This window comes from Stenotrophomonas sp. 2619, assembly GCF_040548725.1.
In the GTDB taxonomy this organism is placed as follows: domain Bacteria; phylum Pseudomonadota; class Gammaproteobacteria; order Xanthomonadales; family Xanthomonadaceae; genus Stenotrophomonas; species Stenotrophomonas maltophilia_AP.
In genome coordinates, this window is the sequence record NZ_JBEPSF010000005.1 from 180,029 (window position 1) to 198,304 (window position 18,276).

General features: G+C 69.4%; 20 protein-coding genes. 7 read left to right on the top strand and 13 right to left on the bottom strand.

Features of this window, described 5'->3' with window-relative positions:
• Window positions 1-70: 70 nt before the first annotated feature.
• Both ABIA71_RS07280 and ABIA71_RS07285 read right to left on the bottom strand, forming a co-directional pair.
• On the bottom strand, window positions 71-847 hold the full coding sequence (locus ABIA71_RS07280) for a LytR/AlgR family response regulator transcription factor (protein ID WP_354284316.1): 777 nt from the start codon (window positions 845-847) through the stop codon (window positions 71-73).
• A complete protein-coding gene (locus tag ABIA71_RS07285; protein WP_354284318.1) occupies window positions 844-1,968 on the bottom strand; it encodes a sensor histidine kinase in 1,125 nt (374 codons plus the stop codon). Before ABIA71_RS07285 ends, ABIA71_RS07280 begins: the two co-directional genes overlap by 4 nt.
• A 184-nt stretch (window positions 1,969-2,152) precedes the next feature.
• Between ABIA71_RS07285 and ABIA71_RS07290 the strand changes: the two genes are divergently transcribed.
• Window positions 2,153-2,521: a hypothetical protein gene (locus tag ABIA71_RS07290; RefSeq protein ID WP_354284320.1), complete on the top strand. Its 369-nt coding sequence runs from the start codon at window positions 2,153-2,155 to the stop codon at window positions 2,519-2,521.
• Between the two features lie 86 nt (window positions 2,522-2,607).
• Window positions 2,608-2,928, top strand: a complete 321-nt coding sequence (locus ABIA71_RS07295; RefSeq protein WP_354284322.1) for a hypothetical protein — start codon at window positions 2,608-2,610, stop codon at window positions 2,926-2,928.
• A 36-nt stretch (window positions 2,929-2,964) separates the two neighbouring features.
• On the opposite strand, the gene gstA is transcribed toward ABIA71_RS07295, so the two are convergent.
• Window positions 2,965-3,594 (bottom strand): glutathione transferase GstA, encoded by a 630-nt coding sequence (gstA, locus tag ABIA71_RS07300; protein WP_354284324.1) that lies wholly within the window; start codon window positions 3,592-3,594, stop codon window positions 2,965-2,967.
• Window positions 3,595-3,734: 140 nt separating this feature from the next.
• On the opposite strand from gstA, the gene ABIA71_RS07305 reads away from it, so the two are divergent.
• The gene (locus ABIA71_RS07305) at window positions 3,735-4,148 is read left to right on the top strand and encodes a winged helix-turn-helix transcriptional regulator (RefSeq protein ID WP_354284326.1); all 414 of its coding nucleotides are present in this window, start codon (window positions 3,735-3,737) and stop codon (window positions 4,146-4,148) included.
• On the opposite strand, the gene ABIA71_RS07310 is transcribed toward ABIA71_RS07305, so the two are convergent.
• The gene (locus tag ABIA71_RS07310; RefSeq protein WP_354284328.1) at window positions 4,053-4,427 is read right to left on the bottom strand and encodes a hypothetical protein; all 375 of its coding nucleotides are present in this window, start codon (window positions 4,425-4,427) and stop codon (window positions 4,053-4,055) included. The two genes, ABIA71_RS07305 and ABIA71_RS07310, sit on opposite strands and share 96 nt — an antisense overlap.
• A gap of 35 nt (window positions 4,428-4,462) precedes the next feature.
• Window positions 4,463-5,389 carry a LysR family transcriptional regulator gene (locus tag ABIA71_RS07315; RefSeq protein WP_354284330.1) on the bottom strand — a complete coding sequence of 309 codons (927 nt, stop codon included), beginning with the start codon at window positions 5,387-5,389 and terminating at the stop codon, window positions 4,463-4,465.
• A 132-nt stretch (window positions 5,390-5,521) separates the two neighbouring features.
• On the opposite strand from ABIA71_RS07315, the gene ABIA71_RS07320 reads away from it, so the two are divergent.
• Entirely contained in the window at window positions 5,522-5,914 is a 393-nt protein-coding gene (locus ABIA71_RS07320; protein WP_354284332.1) for a RidA family protein, read from the top strand.
• A 126-nt stretch (window positions 5,915-6,040) separates the two neighbouring features.
• On the top strand, window positions 6,041-8,227 hold the full coding sequence (locus ABIA71_RS07325) for a translocation/assembly module TamB domain-containing protein (RefSeq protein ID WP_354284334.1): 2,187 nt from the start codon (window positions 6,041-6,043) through the stop codon (window positions 8,225-8,227).
• A 37-nt stretch (window positions 8,228-8,264) separates the two neighbouring features.
• Here the strand turns inward: ABIA71_RS07325 and ABIA71_RS07330 are convergent, their stop codons facing one another.
• A complete protein-coding gene (locus ABIA71_RS07330) occupies window positions 8,265-8,465 on the bottom strand; it encodes a hypothetical protein (RefSeq protein ID WP_354284336.1) in 201 nt (66 codons plus the stop codon).
• Between the two features lie 99 nt (window positions 8,466-8,564).
• On the opposite strand from ABIA71_RS07330, the gene ABIA71_RS07335 reads away from it, so the two are divergent.
• Complete coding sequence (locus ABIA71_RS07335; protein ID WP_354284338.1) at window positions 8,565-9,476, top strand: LysR substrate-binding domain-containing protein; 912 nt, start codon at window positions 8,565-8,567, stop codon at window positions 9,474-9,476.
• Window positions 9,477-9,487: 11 nt separating this feature from the next.
• Here the strand turns inward: ABIA71_RS07335 and ABIA71_RS07340 are convergent, their stop codons facing one another.
• The 4 genes from ABIA71_RS07340 to ABIA71_RS07355 form a co-directional block, all read right to left on the bottom strand.
• Window positions 9,488-9,910, bottom strand: coding sequence for a hypothetical protein (locus ABIA71_RS07340; RefSeq protein WP_354284340.1), 423 nt, complete (start codon window positions 9,908-9,910; stop codon window positions 9,488-9,490).
• A gap of 96 nt (window positions 9,911-10,006) precedes the next feature.
• Complete coding sequence (locus ABIA71_RS07345) at window positions 10,007-10,249, bottom strand: hypothetical protein (protein ID WP_354284342.1); 243 nt, start codon at window positions 10,247-10,249, stop codon at window positions 10,007-10,009.
• Window positions 10,246-10,980 carry a glutamine amidotransferase gene (locus ABIA71_RS07350; RefSeq protein ID WP_354284344.1) on the bottom strand — a complete coding sequence of 245 codons (735 nt, stop codon included), beginning with the start codon at window positions 10,978-10,980 and terminating at the stop codon, window positions 10,246-10,248. Before ABIA71_RS07350 ends, ABIA71_RS07345 begins: the two co-directional genes overlap by 4 nt.
• Window positions 10,977-11,756, bottom strand: coding sequence for a YggS family pyridoxal phosphate-dependent enzyme (locus tag ABIA71_RS07355; RefSeq protein WP_354284346.1), 780 nt, complete (start codon window positions 11,754-11,756; stop codon window positions 10,977-10,979). Before ABIA71_RS07355 ends, ABIA71_RS07350 begins: the two co-directional genes overlap by 4 nt.
• An 89-nt stretch (window positions 11,757-11,845) precedes the next feature.
• On the opposite strand from ABIA71_RS07355, the gene ptsJ reads away from it, so the two are divergent.
• Window positions 11,846-13,168, top strand: coding sequence for a MocR-like B6 salvage transcription factor PtsJ (gene ptsJ / locus ABIA71_RS07360; protein ID WP_354284348.1), 1,323 nt, complete (start codon window positions 11,846-11,848; stop codon window positions 13,166-13,168).
• Here the strand turns inward: ptsJ and ABIA71_RS07365 are convergent.
• From ABIA71_RS07365 to ABIA71_RS07375, 3 genes are all read right to left on the bottom strand, one after another.
• Window positions 13,135-13,641: a hypothetical protein gene (locus ABIA71_RS07365; protein ID WP_354284350.1), complete on the bottom strand. Its 507-nt coding sequence runs from the start codon at window positions 13,639-13,641 to the stop codon at window positions 13,135-13,137. The two genes, ptsJ and ABIA71_RS07365, sit on opposite strands and share 34 nt — an antisense overlap.
• 117 nt (window positions 13,642-13,758) lie before the next feature.
• Window positions 13,759-16,860: an error-prone DNA polymerase gene (locus ABIA71_RS07370; RefSeq protein ID WP_354284352.1), complete on the bottom strand. Its 3,102-nt coding sequence runs from the start codon at window positions 16,858-16,860 to the stop codon at window positions 13,759-13,761.
• Entirely contained in the window at window positions 16,857-18,272 is a 1,416-nt protein-coding gene (locus ABIA71_RS07375; protein WP_128095454.1) for a Y-family DNA polymerase, read from the bottom strand. Before ABIA71_RS07375 ends, ABIA71_RS07370 begins: the two co-directional genes overlap by 4 nt.
• Window positions 18,273-18,276 lie beyond the last annotated feature (4 nt).

Genomic DNA, 18,276 nt, shown 5'->3' on the forward strand with positions numbered 1-18,276 from the left:
GGTGCTTCGCAGCCGGGCAGAGCCCGGCTCTACGGGGCGCGGGTGTTTCGCAGCCGGGCAGAGCCCGGCGCTACGGGGTGCGTGTGGAGACCAGCTTGAGGAACGCCTCGTTCTGGTAGCGGCTCATGCGCAGTTGCTGGCCGGTATCCAGGGTCACCACGTGGTGGCCGTTGAACCAGGGATGGATCGCCTTGACCCGGCGCACGTTGACGATGGCCGAGCGGTGCACGCGGGCGAAGTGGCGCGGGTCCAGGCGCGCGGCGAGGCTGGCCATGGTGTCGCGCAGCGCATGCACGCGATCGGCCAGGTGGATTTCCACGTTGTTGCCGGCCGCCTTGATCCAGACGATGTCATCCACCGCCACCAGTACCACGTGCTCGTCCACGCGCACCGGCAGTCGCTGCAGGTAATCGTCGCGCTGGCGCAGTGAATCCAGCGCCTGCAGGATCTGCACCGACGCCTGCGCGCCCACCCCGGCCGCGGCCGACAGCCGGGCCTTGGCCCGCTGCAGCGTGGCCGCGAAGCGTTCGCGGCTGAACGGCTTGACCAGGTAGTCCACCGCATTGGCCTCGAACGCTTTCACCGCGTACTGCTCGTAGGCGGTCACGAACACCGTGGCCGGCATGCGTTCGGCACCGATGGTGGCCACCACGTCCATGCCGTTGATGGCGGGCATCTGGATGTCCAGGAACACCAGGTCCGGGGACTGGTCGCGGATGGCCGCCACCGCGGACACGCCGTCGCCGCATTCGCCGACGATCTCGATGTCGGCATCGTCGCGCAGCAGGCGCACGATCGCATGTCGCGCGATCGGTTCGTCGTCGACCACCAGTACGCTGAGGGTCATGCCGGCGTCACCCCGGGGGTGAACTCGGGTGCGTCGTCGGCGCTCTCCAGCACCCGGAACGGCACCCGGATGCGGCACGCCACGCCTTCGGGCCAGAGCATGTCCAGCCGGACCTCGGCGGCATCGCCATACAGCTCTTTCAGGCGCAGCCGGGTGTTGGACATGCCGATGCCATGGCCGGCCGACTCGGACGGCTCGGTCGACAACGTGCTGTTGCGGTTGCGCACCTCGATGCACAGCACGTCGCCGTCGCGCCGCGCGTCGATTTCGACGGTGTCGCTGCCCACGCGCTGGCCGATGCCGTGGCGCAGCGCATTCTCCACCAGCGGCTGCAGGATCAGGCTGGGCACGGCGCAGTCCAGCGTGTCCGGGGCGATGTAGGTGCGGGTGGTCAGGCGGTCCTTGAAGCGGATGCGCTGGATGCCCAGGTACAGCTCGATCAGGTCCAGTTCCTGGCGCAGGGTGATTTCCTGGCCGTCGTAGTCTTCCAGGAAGGCACGCAGCAGTTCGCTCAGGCGCAGCAGCATGTCTTCGGCCGACAGCGTGTCTTCGTCCAGCAGGGTGATGATCGCGTGCAGCGTGTTGAACAGGAAGTGCGGCTGCAGCTGCGCCTTCAGCGACAGCAGGCGCGACTGCGCCAGTTCCGTGGCCAGCTGGCTGGCCTCCAGTTCGCGCCGGGCCTTTTCAGCGTGGAAGTGCAGGGCCTGCTGGATCGCAAACAGGGTCCAGTAGGTCAGCAGGCCGATGGCGAAGTGCTGCTCCAGGAAATACCCGAGCTGCTCGGCAAACCCGCTGGGCTCGAACAGGGTGGAGACCAGTGCGCCCAGCATCATCGCGGCGAATGTCACGCACAGGCTGGCCACCACCTGCGCGCCCAGCCCGTGCAGGCGCCCGGTGCCGCGCATCGGGAAACGTTCGGCGAGACGGAACACCGTCGGGGCCAGCGCCGCCCACGTGTACCACTGGATCAGCGACCAGCGCGCCAGATCCCAGAAGGGCCAGTCGGTGCGGGGCATGCCGACGTTGATGGCGTTCTGCATGGCGAACACCAGGGCCACCATCGTCCACAGGGCAATGTAGCGGGACAGGCGGATCTGGGTGCTGCCAAGGCGGATGAGCATGCTGGGGTCCTGCGCCGCGCGTGTGCGGCAGGCTCATCTTAGGCGTGGGGGGAGGGGGCGGGAAGCGCCATGACGGCCCATTACGATTGGCCCGCGCGTGGCGACGATTGGTCCCGGATCGGTTGGCGGCAGTGGGCGGGAAGCGCCTGATGCGGGTGTCCTTCACCACCCCGGAGATGCCGCCATGAATCTGATCCGCCCCGTCCTGATCTGCCCGCTGCTGGCCGTTTCACTCTTCGCTGCCGCCGACGCGAACGCCGGCGACGCACGTTACCTGGGCCTGCTCAACCGCGCCCATGACAGCGTGGTGGCACTGGAAGTGGCGCCGGCCGGCAGCGATGCGTTCGTTGCGCGCCCGATCGCGGTGCTGCCCGGTGGCGGCGGTAGCAGCGTGGTCCGCCTGGGCGACCAGGCCTGCCGCTTCGACCTGCGCATGACCTTCGGCAACGGCCGCCGCGCGGTGTATCACGCGGTGGATGTCTGCCGTGGCGATACGCTGGCCATCCAGCCGTTGCCGCGGTCGCGGACGTCGGCGTCGGTGGCCGGGCGCTGACGTCGGTTCGACAGGCCTCACCCTGGGCTATCATCGCGCCTGCGCCATCGGGGATGGCCGCGCGCGCTACGCTCGGGGGAGCAGGTATGGAAGAGATCCTGGGGCGGCTGCTGCTGATCGCATTTCTGCTGATCATCGCCAGCCTGCCATTCAATGTGGTGATGCTGCTGTGGCTGCGCCGGGATCACCCCGAGGTGTACACCGCGCTCGGGCAGCCGCACACCTTCGGCCTGGGCCGGCATCACCACGGCAATGCGGACTATGCGCGCTTCCTGTTCCTGCGCCGCCACCGGCAGCTGGGCGACGCGCGCATCTCGCGGATGGCCGATATCCAGCTTGGCCTGCTGGGCATCGGCGCGGGCGCCATGTTGCTGATGATGGTGTTGATCCTGATGTGGCGGCAGTAGCGCCACGGGTCGACCCGGCCTGCGGCCAGCAGGTCGCTACTGCAGCCCTTCAGCGGCCAGTGCCTGCTGCACCGCCGGCCGCGCGCGCACGCGGCCATACCAGCGCTGCAGATGCAGAAACCGGTCGAAATGGATGTCCGCCTTGTAGTACGAGGTGAGCCACGCTGCCTGTCCCCAGCCGATCAAGGCGAACAGATAGGCATCGGCCACGCTGAAGCGCTCCCCCATGAGGTAGTCGCGGTCGGCCAGTTGCGCGTCGATCCAGGCGACGCGCTGGTCGAGTTTCGGTCGCGCCGTCTCCGTGTACTTGCCGGCGGCCACCGGGTACAGCAGCGGAATGAAGCCCTTGTGGATCTCGGTGCCAAGGAAGCCCAGCCATTCCTGCAGGCGGTAGCGTTCAATGCTGCCCTGGACAGGAGCCAGGCCGCCTTCGGGCCGCTGGTCGGCCAGGTACTGCAGGATGGCGGTGCCTTCGCGCAGCACGCTGCCGTCGTCCAGCGCCAGTGCCGGCACGTAGCCCAGCGGGTTGACCTGCAGGTAGTCCTCGCCGTGTTCGGTGCGATGGCTGCGCGGGTCCACCCGGACCAGGGTGGCATCTAGGCCCAGTTCATTGAGCACGATATGCGGGGCGAGCGAGCAGGCCGCAGGCAGGTAATAGAGCTTCATCGGGGTATCCGGCAACAGGAATGGGGCCTCGCTGTGAGGCGTCCGGCCGCATTCTAGGCGCGCGGTATAAAAACGGAAGAAGGCACTATTGTGTGGTGTAGGTACATAACGTATACCTGTCGCCCCCTGCAGGAGCCACCATGAAAGACAACGTCTCGGGCTGTTCGGTGGAAGAAGCGATGCGCCTGCTGGGCGGACGCTGGCGCCTGCTGATCGCGTCCTATCTGCTCGACGGGGCCAAGCGCTTCAACGACCTGCGCCGCGACATGCCGGCGATCTCCCAGCGCATGCTCACCCTGGACCTGCGTGCGCTGGAAGAGGCCGGGCTGATCCGCCGCACCGTGTATCCCACCGTGCCGGTCAAGGTGGAATACGCCCTCACCGACGACGGCCGACGGCTGCAGCCGGTGGTCGAGGTGATGAAGGAGTTCGGGTTGTGGGTGAAGGCGCGCGCCGGCTCAGGGCGCGTCGCTGGCGGCGCGGAACTGCAGGACCTTGTCGATGGTGAAGCCGGGCAGCATGCCGCGAAGCTCGTCGAGCATGCCGATGCGTGAGGCCTCCGCGCTGTCTGCCGGCAACCCGGCATCCAGCGCGCGCAGGTAGGTGCCCAGACCGGCCGCCTGCAAGGCGGGCTCGCAGTACGAGGCGGCCGCCGTGGCGATTTCGGTGGCGCTGGCAGTGCTGCGGAAGTGCTGCTGGGCGTAGCCGAAGTGGCAGTCCAACAAGGCGGTCAGCGCCGGGTCCTGCGTTGTCGGCGGCGCGCTGGTCTGCGCCACGGCTGGCGCACCCAGGGCCAGGGTGACAAGCAGGGCGGCACGGAAGCGACGGGGCATTGCGGTCTCGGTCGGGCGGGTCAGTGGCGGCACGGTCAGCGCGGGGGCAGCGTCTGGACCGGGGCGACGGTGTCCAGCAGCGCCGCCACCCAGTCGATGAACACGCGCAGCTTGGCACTGACGTGGCGGTTCGGCGGAAACGCAACATACAGCGGCATGGGCGCCAGCTGCCAGTCCGGCAGCACGCGTACCAGTTCACCGTTGGCCACGTGCGCGGCGGCCATGTAGTCGGGCAGCCACAGCACGCCCAGCCCGGCCACGCCCGCGGCCAGATAGGCGTTGCCATCATCGACCGCCAGCAGATACCGCCCGTGCACGTGGCGTTGCTGGTCGTCGCGGCGCAGGGCATAGGGCAGCACCGTGCCGCTGCGCGCGCGCAGGTAGCCGACGATGCGATGGGGGCTGCTTTCCAGGTCGTGCGGGTCCAACGGCGTGCCGGCCTGCGCGAGGTAGGCCGGCGCGGCGTACAGGCCGGCCTGCAGGTCGCCGATGCGACGGGCCACCAGCGACGGCGTGGTGATCTCGCCGCCACGGATCACCGCGTCCACGCGTTCGTCGATCAGGTCGACATGGCGGTCGCTGACGCCCAGATGCAGCTGGATCTCCGGATACAGTGCATGGAAGCTGGCCAACGCCGGCGCCAGGACCAGCCGTGCCAAGGGTGCGGGCACATCCACCCGCAGGCGCCCACGCGGCGTGGCGGCGGCACCGGACAAGCTGGTTTCGGCATCGTCGATGTCGGCCAGCAGGCGCACCACCCGCTCGTAGTACGCCGCGCCGTCGGCGCTGAGGTTGACCTGCCGGGTGGTGCGATTGAGCAGGCGCACACGCAACCGCGCCTCCAGCTGTTGCACCAGCTGGGTGACCGTGGTCCGGCTCATGTGCAGGCTCTGCGCGGCCTTGGTGAAGCTGCCGGTTTCCACCACCCGGGCGAACGCCTGCATTGCGTCGAACCGGTCCATGCGGGGCGTCCGGAAGGAATTGTTTGGATTCTACAAACAGTGATGGCCGGTGTGGGGCGTTTATCACCGGGCCGCGTCGGCCTACCGTGGCGGCAGTGCAATGGATCGGCCGCATGGCCGCTGGAGAAGACGATGGCAACCCGTGACGTGGTATTCCCGCCGGGCCGGCAGGCCCTGTACGAACGCAACCGCTATTCGCCGGCGGTCCGCGCCAATGGCTTCCTGTTCGTGTCCGGGCAGGTCGGCAGCCGCGAGGACGGCTCGCCCGAACCGGTGCTCGAGGATCAGGTGCGACGCGCATTCGACAACCTCAACGCCGTGCTGGGCGCAGCCGGCTGTACGTTCGACGATGTGGTCGACGTGACCGTGTTCCTGGTCGATCCCGAGGCGATCTTCGAACGCGTCTGGGCGATCGTGCCCGAGTACTGGGGCCAGGCGCCGTATCCGACCCTGACCGGCATCGGGGTGACCTGGTTGTATGGGTTCGACGTGGAAATCAAGGTGATCGCCAAGCTGCCGGACTGAGCCGTCAGGCGTGCGGGCCGGCGGAAACGCGAGGCCGTGTGCCGATTGCGGGGCTGGCCTTCACGCGACTGCGCCAGCCGGATGGCGATAGTGCAGGGGTCATTCTGCTTCCGCGCGCGTATCTACATGCCCCTGATTCCCGAGCGCGTCCGGCGCTGGCCCCGGCCATGGCGCGTGGCGTTGTTCTCGCTGCTGGCGCTGTATGCGCTGTACCTGATGGCCGGCAACGTGTTCCTCAATACGCCGCTGTTCGATGCGGTCACCAACCGCAAGCCTGAAAAATTCAGCATGCAGACCGGGCCGGCGCTGACCCTACTGCCTGGGCACGCCGTGGTCTGGAACGTGCGCATGCGCGGGCAGGCCGGGCACACGGTCTACATTTTCCGTGCCGACCGCGCGGGCGCCTGGATCGACCTGCCGGCGCTGTTCCGCCGCGAGGTGCGCATACCGCGGATCGAGGCCACGGGCGTGGAGGCCGAGGTCGAGCGCGTGGACAAGGGCATTCCGCCGCCGCCGCGCGGCGACCGCGGCTGGACGCTGCGCTTCGATGCGATCCACAGCGACAGCATCCGCAGCGGCCGTTTCGGCACGCTCTTCATCGCCGGGCAGGGGCACGGCACGGTCGGCTTCCTCAAGCAATTGAAGGGCGGGCCGTCTGAATTGTTCGACTCCACGGCCGGGTTCGAGAAGGCCGAGGTAACCGTGGGCGGGGTACGGGTGCTCGATGACGCCCATCTTGCGGCGCGGTTCCATTTCCCGCGCCACTACCGTGACGAGGCGCCGGGCCTGCGCAAGCTGGACATCACCTGGGCACAGCTGCAGGTGGATGCGCGCAGCCGCGCCGTGGAAATCGACACCGGCGGGCCGCACGTCAGTGTCGGCAGCGCGCCGTCGAACGCCCGTCTTACCGGCGACCTGGTGCTGGACCGGGGCGCGCTGCAACCCGGCAGCCGGGTGGTGTGGCGGGTGCCGGTGCATGCCGGGGTCAACGCCGACGATCGCGGGCTGCTGGCGCTGCAGCTGGATGTGGCACAGGACATGCGCGTGCAGGCGCGGTTGCCCCGCGACCCGGAAACCGGCAGCGAACTGCATGCCGACCTGCGTATAACCGGCCGTAACATCCCGTTCCGCGCCCCGGCCGAACTGCTGCCGCGGCTGACCGGGCAGGTGCAGGGCGCATGGAAGTTCGAGTCACTGAACTGGATCGCCGATCTGTTCGTGCGCAAGCCGTGGTTCCACCTGGATGGCGGCGGCCTGCTGGAAGGCGACCTGAAGATTGCCGATGGCCAGCTGGCCGCGGGCAGTACGCTGGACATCCCGCAGGTGGCGGCCGTGGCCGAGGTGGCCGGGGTGCGGCTGCTGGGGCAGGCCAATGCACACGGCAGCATCGTGGCCGGTGAACCGGCGCAGGCGCAGCTGGACGTCAAGATTCCCGAGTTCCGCGCCGCACCGACCGGCGCGCCCAAGGCGCTGCTGTTTGATGGCCGCGCGATGGCGCTGACCCTGCGCGGCGACGCGCGCCTGCAGCAGTTGCGTGACGGCATGCGCGCGCGGCTGCGCTTCAACGATGCGCGGGTGCCTGACCTGACCGCCTACAACCGCTACCTGGGCGGCGGCACCGGCAATGTGCGCCTGCTCGGCGGCACCGGCCTGCTCAGTGGCGACGTGGAACTGGATTCGTCCGGCCGCGTGGGTACCGGTCGGGCCGACCTGCGCGGCCGTGGTGCACAGCTGCAGGTGGCCGGCATCGCCCTGCGTGGCGATGCGCAGCTGCAGGCGCGCGTCAAGCGGGCCGACTTCGATGCGAAGCAGTTCGACCTGGGCGGCACCACGGTGGCGCTGCGCAACATCCAGGTTGGCGACACTGGCGGACAGGCCAACTGGTGGGGCACGGTGGCACTGCGCCAGGGCCACATCGACGCGGCTGCGCCGTTTGAGGTTACCGCCCAGGCCGACCTGCGCCTGCGCGACGCGGGGCCGTTGCTGGGCGTGTTCGCCGAACGCAGCGCCTACCCGCGCTGGGTGCTGGGCATGCTCGATTCCGGTGAAGTGCAGGCAAGCGGGCAGCTGCGCTGGCGCAGCGGCGAAATGTGGGTGGATGACCTGCAGGCCGAGAACGAGCGGCTGTCGTTGCGGGCGCGGCTCGACCTGGCCCAGGCCCGGCGCCGGGGCAACCTGTACCTGCGCTGGGGCGTTCTGGGCGCAGGCATCGAACTGGATGGCGAGCAGCGCAAGTGGCACCTGGCCGGCGCACGCGACTGGTACGACCAGCAGCCCCGCGTGCTGCCGGCGCCCAAGGCCGCCCCCCGGTAGAGCCACGCCATGCGTGGCTGCACCCGCGCCCGCCCGCTCACGCATTGGCGCACGGGTCCGGTTGCCGTGGCGCACCCGGACGCGCCTCGTCGCCCGTTCTGGCTGCGCCGCATGCCGCCTCCCGTTTACCCGATGGGGAGGGCGCCGCGGGCGCCGTTTCCACGCCCGCCAACTGGCGCGCCAGGTCGACATTGGCGATGTGCCCGTGCAGGAACAACAGCCCGCTGTAGATGTTCATGATCGACGCTCCACTTGAGGAGCGTTGACGATAGGTGCACGATGCGAAGCGAAAAAGCGACATTTCCGCAAGCTGGCCTTGAACAGGATTCAAGTCGACATGTCCCGCATGCCCCTGCAGCCCCTGCAGAATTTCGTCACCGCCGCGCGCCTGGGCAACCTGACCCGGGCGGCGGAATCGTTGAACCTGACGGTCAGCGCGCTCAGTCACCAGATGCGCCAGCTCGAGCAGCGGCTGGGCTATCCGCTGCTGCTGCGGCAGCCCCGTGGGGTGGGCGTGACGCCGGAGGGCCAGCGCCTGCTTGAGCAGGTCGGGCCGCACCTGGATGCGATCCAGCAGGTCTTCCAGCCGTTCGGTGCACGCCACGACCGCGTGCTCACGGTCAGCGCGCTGCCTTCGATGGCCTCCAACTGGCTGGTGCCGCGGCTGGGCTCGTTCGTGGCCGCGCACCCGGAGATCGAGTTCAACCTGGAATCCAGCGAACGCCTGACGGACTTCGAACGCAACGTGCAGTGCGATGCCGCGCTGCGCGTAGGGGCCGGGCAGTGGGTGGGCGTGCACGCCGAGCCGTTGTTCGATGAGTGGTTGATGCCGATGGCCAGCCCCGCACTGGTGGAGCGCATGGGCGGCGTGGATGCGCGCCCGCTCTCGGAATGGCCGCTGTTGGGGGATCCCGATGGCGAATGGCAGCGCTGGTTCGCACAGATCGGCCAGGATCCGCCGCGCCGCTACGTGGCCATGCTCAACGATTCAGAGTCACACCATCGCGCGGCCCTGGACGGCTTCGGGGTAGCGCTGGGGCGGGTGACGCGGGCGCGGCTGCTGCTCGATTCGGGCCAGTTGGTGGCCTTGTCGCCGCACCGCTTGAAGACGCGCTGGTCGCATTGGCTGGTGTATCCACCGCGCTCGGCGACGCACCAGGGGTTCCTGTCGTTCCGGGCCTGGCTGCACGTGCAGGCAGGCGAGCATGCCCGGCACATGCAGACACTGGCACATCCCGTCGAGCTCTGACGCCGCTGTTTTTACGTACCCAGCGACGAACCGGGTGCAGCGGCCGGCAGTGGCGGGCCGGCCTGCTGTGCTTCGAGCAGGGCCAGCCGGGCCTTGACGCGCGCGTTGTCCTCGACCAGCTCGCGATAGGTACGGAACAGTAGCACCGTGCCGGTGATCCCCAGCAGCGTGGCCGCTATGCCAATCACGCCCCCCACCGTGATCAGGGACAAGACATGCGGCATGGCACTGGCGGTGAAGTACGGCAGGCCGATCACCACTCCATAGGCCAGTCCGATGATGCTGGCCAGGCTGAGCACGAGGAAGCTCGCATGACGGTGCCGTCGGTAGGCCGCCAGTTGCAGGCCAAGCAAGACCAGTTGGGCCAGCAGCGCGAAGAGGCTGAGATAGCGCGCGATGGTCATGTAGCGTTCCATTGCGTCATAGCTGTCCATGAGGTGCTCCGCCCGCCGGTGGGCCTGCCACCGCGGAAGGCCTCTGGCGGGATGGTAGGCGCGGTGGCGTGGGCGGAACAAGCTGGCCGCGTGTCCTTATGCTGCGGGGGTGGCGATGTCCTGGTAGACCACTTCGCTGCCCAGTACCTTCAGGCCCGCCGGGCCGCTGCTCAACAGCCGCTGTTCGCCGATGGCCTGCTGCCATTGCAGCTGGAACCCGGCGGCGGCCGGCAACTGCGCGGCCAGGGTATGCAGGTGACGGCGGGCCTGCGGACCGGCGCTGTCGAAGTGGCCCAGCAGCACGCCATGCTGGTGCACGATCAGGCGGTGGCTGCTCATGCGGACACCGCCCCGGCAAAGGCCGCATCGGCACCAGGCGCTGGCGTCGGCAGTGCATCCAGCCACGCGGCGAACAGGTCTCGTGCGGCGGCCGCCAGTGGCGCGGCGTACCGGGCGGCCTGTTCGCGCAGGGTGCGGGGATCAATACCCGCACCCTGCAGTTCGTCGGCATGGCCGATCAGCCAGGTGTCGATGCGGGTGGCGTCGACCTCGGGATGGCACTGCAGGGCCAGCAGGTGGTGGCCGATGGCGAACGCCTGCTGCGCGCAGGCGGGCGTGGCCGCCAGGCGCTGTGCACCGTCGGGCAGGGTGAAGGTTTCGCCATGCCAGTGCAGCACCGGGATACCCACCAGGGCCCGCAGTGGCGAGGCCAGCCCGGCATCGGTCAGCGACAACGGCGCGAAGCCGATTTCCTTCGCGCCCATCGGCGTCACGCTGGCGCCGAGTGCGCGTGCCACCAGCTGCGCGCCCAGGCAGATGCCCAGCGTCGGGCGGTGCGCGGCCAGGCGGGAGCGGAGCAGGGCATGCAGCACGCGCAGATGCGGGTAGGCGTGGACGTCGTTGGCGCTGATCGGGCCGCCCAGCACGATCAGCAGGTCGGCGCTCTCGGCGTCGTCCAGGCGGTCGATGCCGGCCTGCAGCACCTGCAGCTGCCAGCCGCGTGCGGCCAACAACGGGGCCAGTATCCCCGCGTCTTCGAACGCGACGTGTTGGATCGCCACGGCCTTCATGACGTGCCCTCGGCGGCGGCGGTGGGCCAGTAGAAACTGTCCGGGGTGGCGCGCGCGCCGAAGATGGCCTGGCCCACGCGCACCACGGTGGCGCCTTCTTCGATGGCCAGGTCGAAGTCGCCGGACATGCCCATCGACAACTCGTCCAGGACGATTCCCTCGGGCAGGCCGGGCCGCAGGCGGTCGCGCAGTTCGCGCAGGCGGACGAAGCACGGACGCACCTGGTCCGGGTCGGGCGAGAAAAGCGCCAGCGTCATCAGCCCGCGCACGCGCAGCCGGGGAAAGGCCGGCAACTGCTGCACGAAGTCGGCCACCGCGATCGGGTCCAGGCCGTACTTGCTGGCCTCGCCGGAGGTGTTGACCTGCACGAACACGTCCAGCGTGCGCTGTTCCAGCGCCAGCCGGCGGTCCAGCGCTTCGGCCACGCGGAGGCTGTCCAGTGCCTGGAACTCACTGGCGAAGCGCGCCACGTCGCGGGCCTTGTTGGTCTGCAGGTGGCCGATCACCGACCAGCGGATCGGCAGGTCGGCCATGCCGTCGGCCTTGGCCTGCGCCTCCTGCACCTTGTTCTCGCCCAGTTCGCGGCAGCCGGCGTCCCAGGCCAGGCGCAGCCGTGCCTGGTCGACAGTCTTGCTGACTGGCAACAGGCGCACGCCGGCCGGATCGCGGCCGGCACGTTCGCACGCACGCGCGATGCGGTGGCGCACCGCCTCCAGGTTGTGGGCGATGGCGTCGACGGTGGTGGCCTGCGGCCAGTCGGGGCGTGCGATGGGCATGGGGAGCTCCTGAAGCGAGGGCGGCTGCACGGGCGGTCCGGCACGTGCAACACTGTCCCGGGACGATCCGTATATTGGCATAGGACAAAATGAAAATCACCGGCCAGACCGCCAGCGCGGTGTTCGACAGCATCCTCCAGCAGATCCTCAGTGGGGCGCTGGTACCGGGCCAGCTGCTGCCGCCGGTCCGCGACCTGGCCCTGCAGCTGCAGATCAACCGCAATACGGTGGCCGCCGCCTACAAGCGGCTGGACGCGGCCGGGCTGGCGCAGACCCAGGGCCGGCGCGGCACGGTGGTGACCGCGCCGCCGGCGGTCGGTGCCCAGGAGGGCAGCATGGGCGGTTCGGCGTTGCACGACCTGTCCAGTGGCAACCCCGACCCGCAGTGGCTGCCGGACCTGCGGGGGTTGTTGCCGGAACGGGCTCCGCGCCTGTACGGCACCCCCACCATCGACCCGCAGCTGGAGCGGTTGGCACGGGCGCAGCTGGACCCGGATTGTCCGCCTGGGTATGCGCTGGAACTCAGCCATGGCGCGGTCGATGCGATCGAGCGGGTGCTGGGTAGCTGGCTGGTGCCCGGCGACCGCGTGGCGGTGGAGAATCCATGTTTTCTCGGCAGCCTCAACACCCTGCGCGCCGGCGGGCACGCCACGCTGGCGGTGGCCATCGATGAACACGGCATGGTGCCGGCGGCGCTGGCGGCGGCGCTGGATGCCGGTGCGCGTGCGGTGCTGCTGACCCCGCGCGCGCACAACCCGACCGGCGCCAGCCTCAGCCAGCGCCGCGCGCGCGAACTGCGCCAGGTGCTGGAACGGCATCCGCAGGTGCTGGTGCTGGTGGACGATCATTTCGCATTGTTGTCGCAGCAGCCGTACCACTCGGTGATCGCCCCGCGCACGCGGCGCTGGGTGCTGGTGCGTTCGCTATCCAAGGCGCTCGGGCCGGACCTGCGCCTGGCGATGCTGGGCTGCGACGCCGACACCGCCGCACGCCTGCGCCTGCGCATGGCCCCCGGCACCGGCTGGGTCAGCCACCTTCTGCAGGATGCGGCAGCCGCGGCGCTGGGCTCGGCGCGGCTGATGGCGCGCGTGGCCAAGGCCGGGCGCGACTATGCGCAGCGTTGCCAGGTGTTGCAGCAGGCACTGGGCGAGCAGGGCATCCAGACCCCAGCGGTGATGGATGGGTTGAACCTGTGGGTGCCGCTTGCCGCCGACAGCCAGCCGCTGGTGCTGGCGCTGGCCCAGCGCGGGTGGCAGCTGCGCGGCGGCGAGGTGTTTGCCGTGCAGCCGGGCGTGCACGGCCTGCGCATCACCACCGCCATGCTGGCCGCCGGCGACGCGCGCCGCGTTGCGCTTGATCTACGCCAGGCGCTGGAGGATCACGGCGCGCTGGGGGTACTCGGGCGCACGTAGTGCGACTGGCCGTTGTCGCCGACGAAGATCAACTCCGGCTTGCCCTGCCAGGAAGTGAGCATGGCCCCGGTGCTGTTCTGGTGCTTGATCACCAGGGTGGCACCGCGATCCGGGTTGGCGGTGACCTTGAATACTTCGGTGGTGCCGCTGGCATCGTCCAGGGTGAGCATGGCTTCATCCCCGACATCGGCAGTGCCGTAGACGCCGCGTTCGGAACCGTCGGCGCCGAGCAGGATCAGCCCTGACAGCGGCGATGCGCGCGGCCCCTGCGAGATGCCCTTGCTGAGCGCGTCGGGCACCGGTGCGCCAAGAATCACCCGGGCCTGTCCGGCGCTGTCCTGGATGACCAGCCCGCGTGCGGTGATCACCCGGTCGTGGGCCTGGCTCTGGTGCAGGCGGATGCCGGTCCAGGCGGAAACGACAAGCGCAAGGCTGGAGACAACCAGCGTGGTGAGGGTGAGTGCGCGTGACATTGGCGGCTCCAGATCCTTGGAAGCTCGCGACCATACCGCAATGATTGATTGCGACACCAGTCGGGAAAGTCTGTATTTGCAGTGATCGTGAAGTTGGTCACGTGTTGCGGCGCGGCATCAATGGAAGTCCCGACTGTGCGTGCGCACGCCTTCGATCAGGGAATCGATGTTGTACATCTGCCGCACGATCAGGTGCTGCACGCCATCCACGCGTTCCAGTCGGCCGTCGATCTGCATCATCCGCGCTTCCACCAGCACCCGGTGCTGGCGGTCGGCGGTCTTGCGCCAGACCACGGCGTTGACCATGCCGCATTCGTCTTCCAGGGTCAGGAAGGTGACCCCGCTGGCGGTCTGCGGGCGTTGGCGCATGCGCACCAGCCCGGCAAACCGCACGGCGCGCCCATGCGGCAGGGCGGCCAGTTCGTCCGAGCGCGCGCAGCGGCGCTGGCGCAGCTGCGCGCGGATGAAGGCCACCATGTGCCGGCCCAGGGTGGTGCCGGTGCTGTTGTAGTCGGCCTGCATGTCCTCCAGCGCACTGGGCGGCGGCAACGGCACGCTGGCTTCCACGGTGGCCCGCGCGGTGTCGAACAGCGGCAACGGTTTTTCCACGCCGGACACTTCCCAGCGCGCGCGATGGCGATGGCCGCTCAACCCCTTCAACGCCCCCGCATCGGCCAGCAGGCCCTGGTGGCGGCGATCCAGCCGCGCGCGCTGGCTGAGGTCGGCCACGCTGTCGAACGGCTGCCGCGCGCGTGCCTGTACCAGCGCGGTGGCCACCGCTTCGCTGAAGCCATCGACCAGGCGCAGGCCCAGGCGGATGCCGAACGGGCGGTCGGGCGCCGTGGGCGGCAGCAGCGTGCAGTCCCAGTCGCTGTGGCACACATCCACCGGCAGTACCGGCACGCCGTGGCGGCGCGCGTCCTGCAGGATCTGGTCGGGGGTATAGAACCCCAGCGGCTGGCTGTTGATCAGGCTGGCGGCAAACGCCGACGGGTGGTGGCACTTGAGCCAACAGCTGACATAGGTGATCAGCGCGAAACTGGCCGCGTGGCTTTCCGGGAAGCCATAACTGCCGAAGCCCTTGATCTGCTCGAACAGGCGTTCGCCGTATTCGCGGCTGTGGCCACGGGCGGCCATGCCGGTGAGCAGGCGGTCGCGGTGCGGCTCCAACCCGCCATGGCGTTTCCAGGCCGCCATCGAACGGCGCAGCGCGTCGGCCTCGCCTGCGGTAAAACCGGCCGCGGCTACCGCCAGCTGCATCACCTGCTCCTGGAACAACGGCACGCCGAGGGTGCGCTTGAACACCTTCTCCAGCTCGGGCGGGTAGTCGATTTCCTCGATGCCTTCTTCCTTGAGCTTCCTGCGCCGGTTCAGATAGGGGTGGACCATGTCACCCTGGATCGGGCCGGGACGCACGATCGCCACTTCGATCACCAGGTCGTAGAAACAGCGCGGCTGCATGCGCGGCAGCATGGCCATCTGCGCACGCGATTCGATCTGGAACACCCCCAGGGTGTCGGCGCGGCAGATCATGTCGTAGGTTTTCGTGTCGCCGGGGGGAATATCGGCCATGCCCATCAAGGGCGCGCCGTGCGCGTGCAGCATGGCCAGGCATTTGCGCACGGCGGTGAGCATGCCCAGCGCCAGGCAGTCCACCTTCATCAGCCCGGTGGCGTCCAGGTCGTCCTTGTCCCACTGGATCACGGTGCGGTCGGCCATGGCCGCGTTCTCCACCGGCACCAGCGTGGACAGCGGGTGCTCGGAAATCACGAAACCGCCCGGGTGCTGGGACAGGTGGCGCGGGAAATCGACCAGTTCGCTGGTCAACGCCACCACCCGCCGCATCAGCGGCGTGTCCGGGTCGAAGCCGCGCTCGCGCAGGGCCTCGGGCAGCGGCTCGTGGCTGCTCCAGCGGTCCAGGCAGGCGGCCAGTTCGTTGACCTGGTCCGGCGGCAGGCCGAGCACGCGGGCCACGTCGCGCACCGCGCTGCGGCCACGGTAGCTGATCGCCACCGCGGTCAATGCAGCGCGTTCGCGACCGTAGCGGTTGAACACGTACTGCAGCACTTCCTCGCGGCGCTCGTGTTCGAAGTCGATGTCGATGTCCGGCGGTTCGTCGCGCTCTTCGGAGATGAAGCGCTCGAACAGCAGTTCCATCTCGCTGGGGTCGATCTCGGTCACGCCCAGCACGTAGCACACCGACGAATTGGCGGCCGAGCCGCGGCCCTGGCATAGGATCTGCTGGCTGCGCGCGAAGCGCACGATGTCGTGCACGGTGAGGAAATACGACTCGTACTGTTTCTTGTGGATCAGGTCCAGTTCGTGTTCGATCTGCGTGCGTTGTTTGGCCGTGGCGCCTGTCTTCCAGCGCCATTGCATGCCGTCCTCCACCAGCGTGCGCAGCCAACTGGCCGGATCGTGCCCGGCCGGGATCAGTTCGCGCGGGTAGGTGTACTGCAGCTGCTTGAGGTCGAAGTGGCAGCGGTCGGCGATACGCACGGTTTCGGCCAGCAAGGCCGGCGGGTACAGCGCGGCCAGCGCCTGGCGGGTGCGCACATGCCGTTCGCCGTTGGCAAACAGCCGCCAGCCGGCATCGGCGATGGTGCAGTGGTGGCGGATCGCGGTGAGGGTGTCCTGCAGGGCGCGGCGGCGGCGCACGTGCATGTGTACATCGCCGCTGGCCACCAGCGGGATGGCGTGGTCACGACCGAAGCGTTGCAGCGCGGCCAGGCGTTGCCTGTCATCGGCCTCCCGGTGCAGCTCCACCGCCAGCCACAGCCGCCGTGCGAAGCGCGCCTGCAGCCAGGCGGCGTCATCGGCGTTGGGCGCGCGGTCCAGCCACAGGCACAGCAGGCTGTCGGGCAGCGCATCCAGATCCTCGCGCAGGCAGCGGTACTCGCCCTTGGGCGCGCGTCGGCGACAGGTGGTGATCAGCTGGCACAGGCCGGCATAGGCGGCCAGGTCGGTGCACAGCAGCACCAGCTTGGGGCCGTCGTCGAGCTGGAACTCCGCGCCGGTGATCAGCGCCAGGTCGTGCTTTTTCGCTGCCTGCCAGGCCCGCACGATGCCGGCCAGCGAGCATTCGTCGGTGATCGCCAGCGCACGGTAGCCCTGGCCCTTGGCGCGTGCGAACAGTTCCTCGGCGATCGACGCGCCGCGCTGGAAGCTGAAGGCCGACAGGCAATGCAGTTCGGCGTAGTCGGGCAGGGCGGCGCTCATGAAAACCAGCCGTGCAGCATCCACGGCCCGCCGCGCCCATCGGCGCTGGTATAGGCCCAGCCGCGCTGGCCCTGGCCGGTTTCGATCACGTAGTAATCGCGGCGGATATCGCCTTCATCCCACCAGCCCGATTCGATCCGCTCCGGCCCGGACACGATGCGCAGGTGCGGGTCGAGCAGTGGCTGCGGGCGTGGCAGCAACCAGCCCGGGCGCACGGGCAGGACCGGCGGCGGGCCTTTGGGCGCACCGTGGGCATCGCCGCTGGCACGTTCGGGGCGATGTTCGGCGCGCAGCCCCAGGCCCTGTACCGCGTCATCGCCCAGCCGGGCGCGCAGCCGCTCGCGTACCTGTTCCCAGGGCATTGCCTGTTGCGGGCGGGGGTCGAACAGGTCGCGTGCGGCTGGCACGAACGGCGGCAGGTGGTCGGCCTGCAGGCGCAGGCCACGGCTGCCGGCGGGCAGCTGCAGGTGGTCCACCCGGTTGCGCGCCAGTTCGAACAGCATGGCCGCATCGCGCTCGGGCGCGAGCAGGCCGATGGCCAGGCAGGTGTCCGGGTGCTGGTCGTGTTCGAACCACAACGTGAAGCGCTGCACGCCGCCATCGCGCGAACACAGGAAGGCCGCCAAATCGCCGGTGAGCCGGCGCAACGGGAACAGCAGCGCCTGGGTGGACTCGATCTCGTACTCGAACTCGATGCGTGCGTCGAAGCGGTCCGGCGGCTGGTAGTAGCGCAGCGGCGGCGTGCTGATCCCGCGCAGCGCATCCAGGTGGGCCAGGACCGTCGGCGGGAAACGCCGCGCCAGGCTGTCGCGCGGCAACTGGAAGGCCGCACCCAGCGTGCGCAGGCCCGAGCGTGCCAGCACCGTGACCGCCTCGGCCGGCAGCCCGCTGTGTTCAATCGGCACCTGCGCCAACGTGGCATCCAGCTGTTGGGCCTCCACCCCCAGCCGTGCATGCACGCGGGTCAGCACCCAGGCCGCATGCGGGTTGGGTGCGGCCACCAGGCGATGGCGGAAGCCGAGGTCCTTGAGGCCCTCGCACAGGCGCTTTTCGATCGCGGGCCAGTCACCGAACAGCGCGCGGCTGGCGCCGATCTCCAGCGCCAGCGCATGCGGGAAGGCCAGGCTGACCTGCGAGCTGATGCCATACAGCCAACTGGCCAGCAACTGCCGGGTGGCCTGTTCGGCGTGCGGGTCGTGCTCGACGGTGCGCATGTCGCGGGTGAGGACCTGCGCAGCCGACAGCAGCATGCCGCGGCGCAGCCCAAGCTGGCGCGCCGCCGGACTCACCGCATGCAGTACGCGGCGCTGCGCCGGACCGCTGAGCAGCACCAGTGGCACCGACGGATCGGGCTGCTGGCGCAGGGCGGCATCCAGCGCCAGCTGTGGCAGCAACAGGCAGGCCCAGTGCACGGCA

Excerpts from the sequence above, each read along its gene's own strand:
- ABIA71_RS07280 (WP_354284316.1), bottom strand. The coding sequence starts at position 847 with ATGACCCTCAGCGTACTGGTGGTCGACGACGAACCGATCGCGCGACAT.
- ABIA71_RS07285 (WP_354284318.1), bottom strand. The coding sequence starts at position 1,968 with ATGCTCATCCGCCTTGGCAGCACCCAGATCCGCCTGTCCCGCTACATT.
- ABIA71_RS07290 (WP_354284320.1), top strand. The coding sequence starts at position 2,153 with ATGAATCTGATCCGCCCCGTCCTGATCTGCCCGCTGCTGGCCGTTTCA.
- ABIA71_RS07295 (WP_354284322.1), top strand. The coding sequence starts at position 2,608 with ATGGAAGAGATCCTGGGGCGGCTGCTGCTGATCGCATTTCTGCTGATC.
- gstA (WP_354284324.1), bottom strand. The coding sequence starts at position 3,594 with ATGAAGCTCTATTACCTGCCTGCGGCCTGCTCGCTCGCCCCGCATATC.
- ABIA71_RS07305 (WP_354284326.1), top strand. The coding sequence starts at position 3,735 with ATGAAAGACAACGTCTCGGGCTGTTCGGTGGAAGAAGCGATGCGCCTG.
- ABIA71_RS07310 (WP_354284328.1), bottom strand. The coding sequence starts at position 4,427 with ATGCCCCGTCGCTTCCGTGCCGCCCTGCTTGTCACCCTGGCCCTGGGT.
- ABIA71_RS07315 (WP_354284330.1), bottom strand. The coding sequence starts at position 5,389 with ATGGACCGGTTCGACGCAATGCAGGCGTTCGCCCGGGTGGTGGAAACC.
- ABIA71_RS07320 (WP_354284332.1), top strand. The coding sequence starts at position 5,522 with ATGGCAACCCGTGACGTGGTATTCCCGCCGGGCCGGCAGGCCCTGTAC.
- ABIA71_RS07325 (WP_354284334.1), top strand. The coding sequence starts at position 6,041 with ATGCCCCTGATTCCCGAGCGCGTCCGGCGCTGGCCCCGGCCATGGCGC.
- ABIA71_RS07330 (WP_354284336.1), bottom strand. The coding sequence starts at position 8,465 with ATGAACATCTACAGCGGGCTGTTGTTCCTGCACGGGCACATCGCCAAT.
- ABIA71_RS07335 (WP_354284338.1), top strand. The coding sequence starts at position 8,565 with ATGTCCCGCATGCCCCTGCAGCCCCTGCAGAATTTCGTCACCGCCGCG.
- ABIA71_RS07340 (WP_354284340.1), bottom strand. The coding sequence starts at position 9,910 with ATGGACAGCTATGACGCAATGGAACGCTACATGACCATCGCGCGCTAT.
- ABIA71_RS07345 (WP_354284342.1), bottom strand. The coding sequence starts at position 10,249 with ATGAGCAGCCACCGCCTGATCGTGCACCAGCATGGCGTGCTGCTGGGC.
- ABIA71_RS07350 (WP_354284344.1), bottom strand. The coding sequence starts at position 10,980 with ATGAAGGCCGTGGCGATCCAACACGTCGCGTTCGAAGACGCGGGGATA.
- ABIA71_RS07355 (WP_354284346.1), bottom strand. The coding sequence starts at position 11,756 with ATGCCCATCGCACGCCCCGACTGGCCGCAGGCCACCACCGTCGACGCC.
- ptsJ (WP_354284348.1), top strand. The coding sequence starts at position 11,846 with ATGAAAATCACCGGCCAGACCGCCAGCGCGGTGTTCGACAGCATCCTC.
- ABIA71_RS07365 (WP_354284350.1), bottom strand. The coding sequence starts at position 13,641 with ATGTCACGCGCACTCACCCTCACCACGCTGGTTGTCTCCAGCCTTGCG.
- ABIA71_RS07370 (WP_354284352.1), bottom strand. The coding sequence starts at position 16,860 with ATGAGCGCCGCCCTGCCCGACTACGCCGAACTGCATTGCCTGTCGGCC.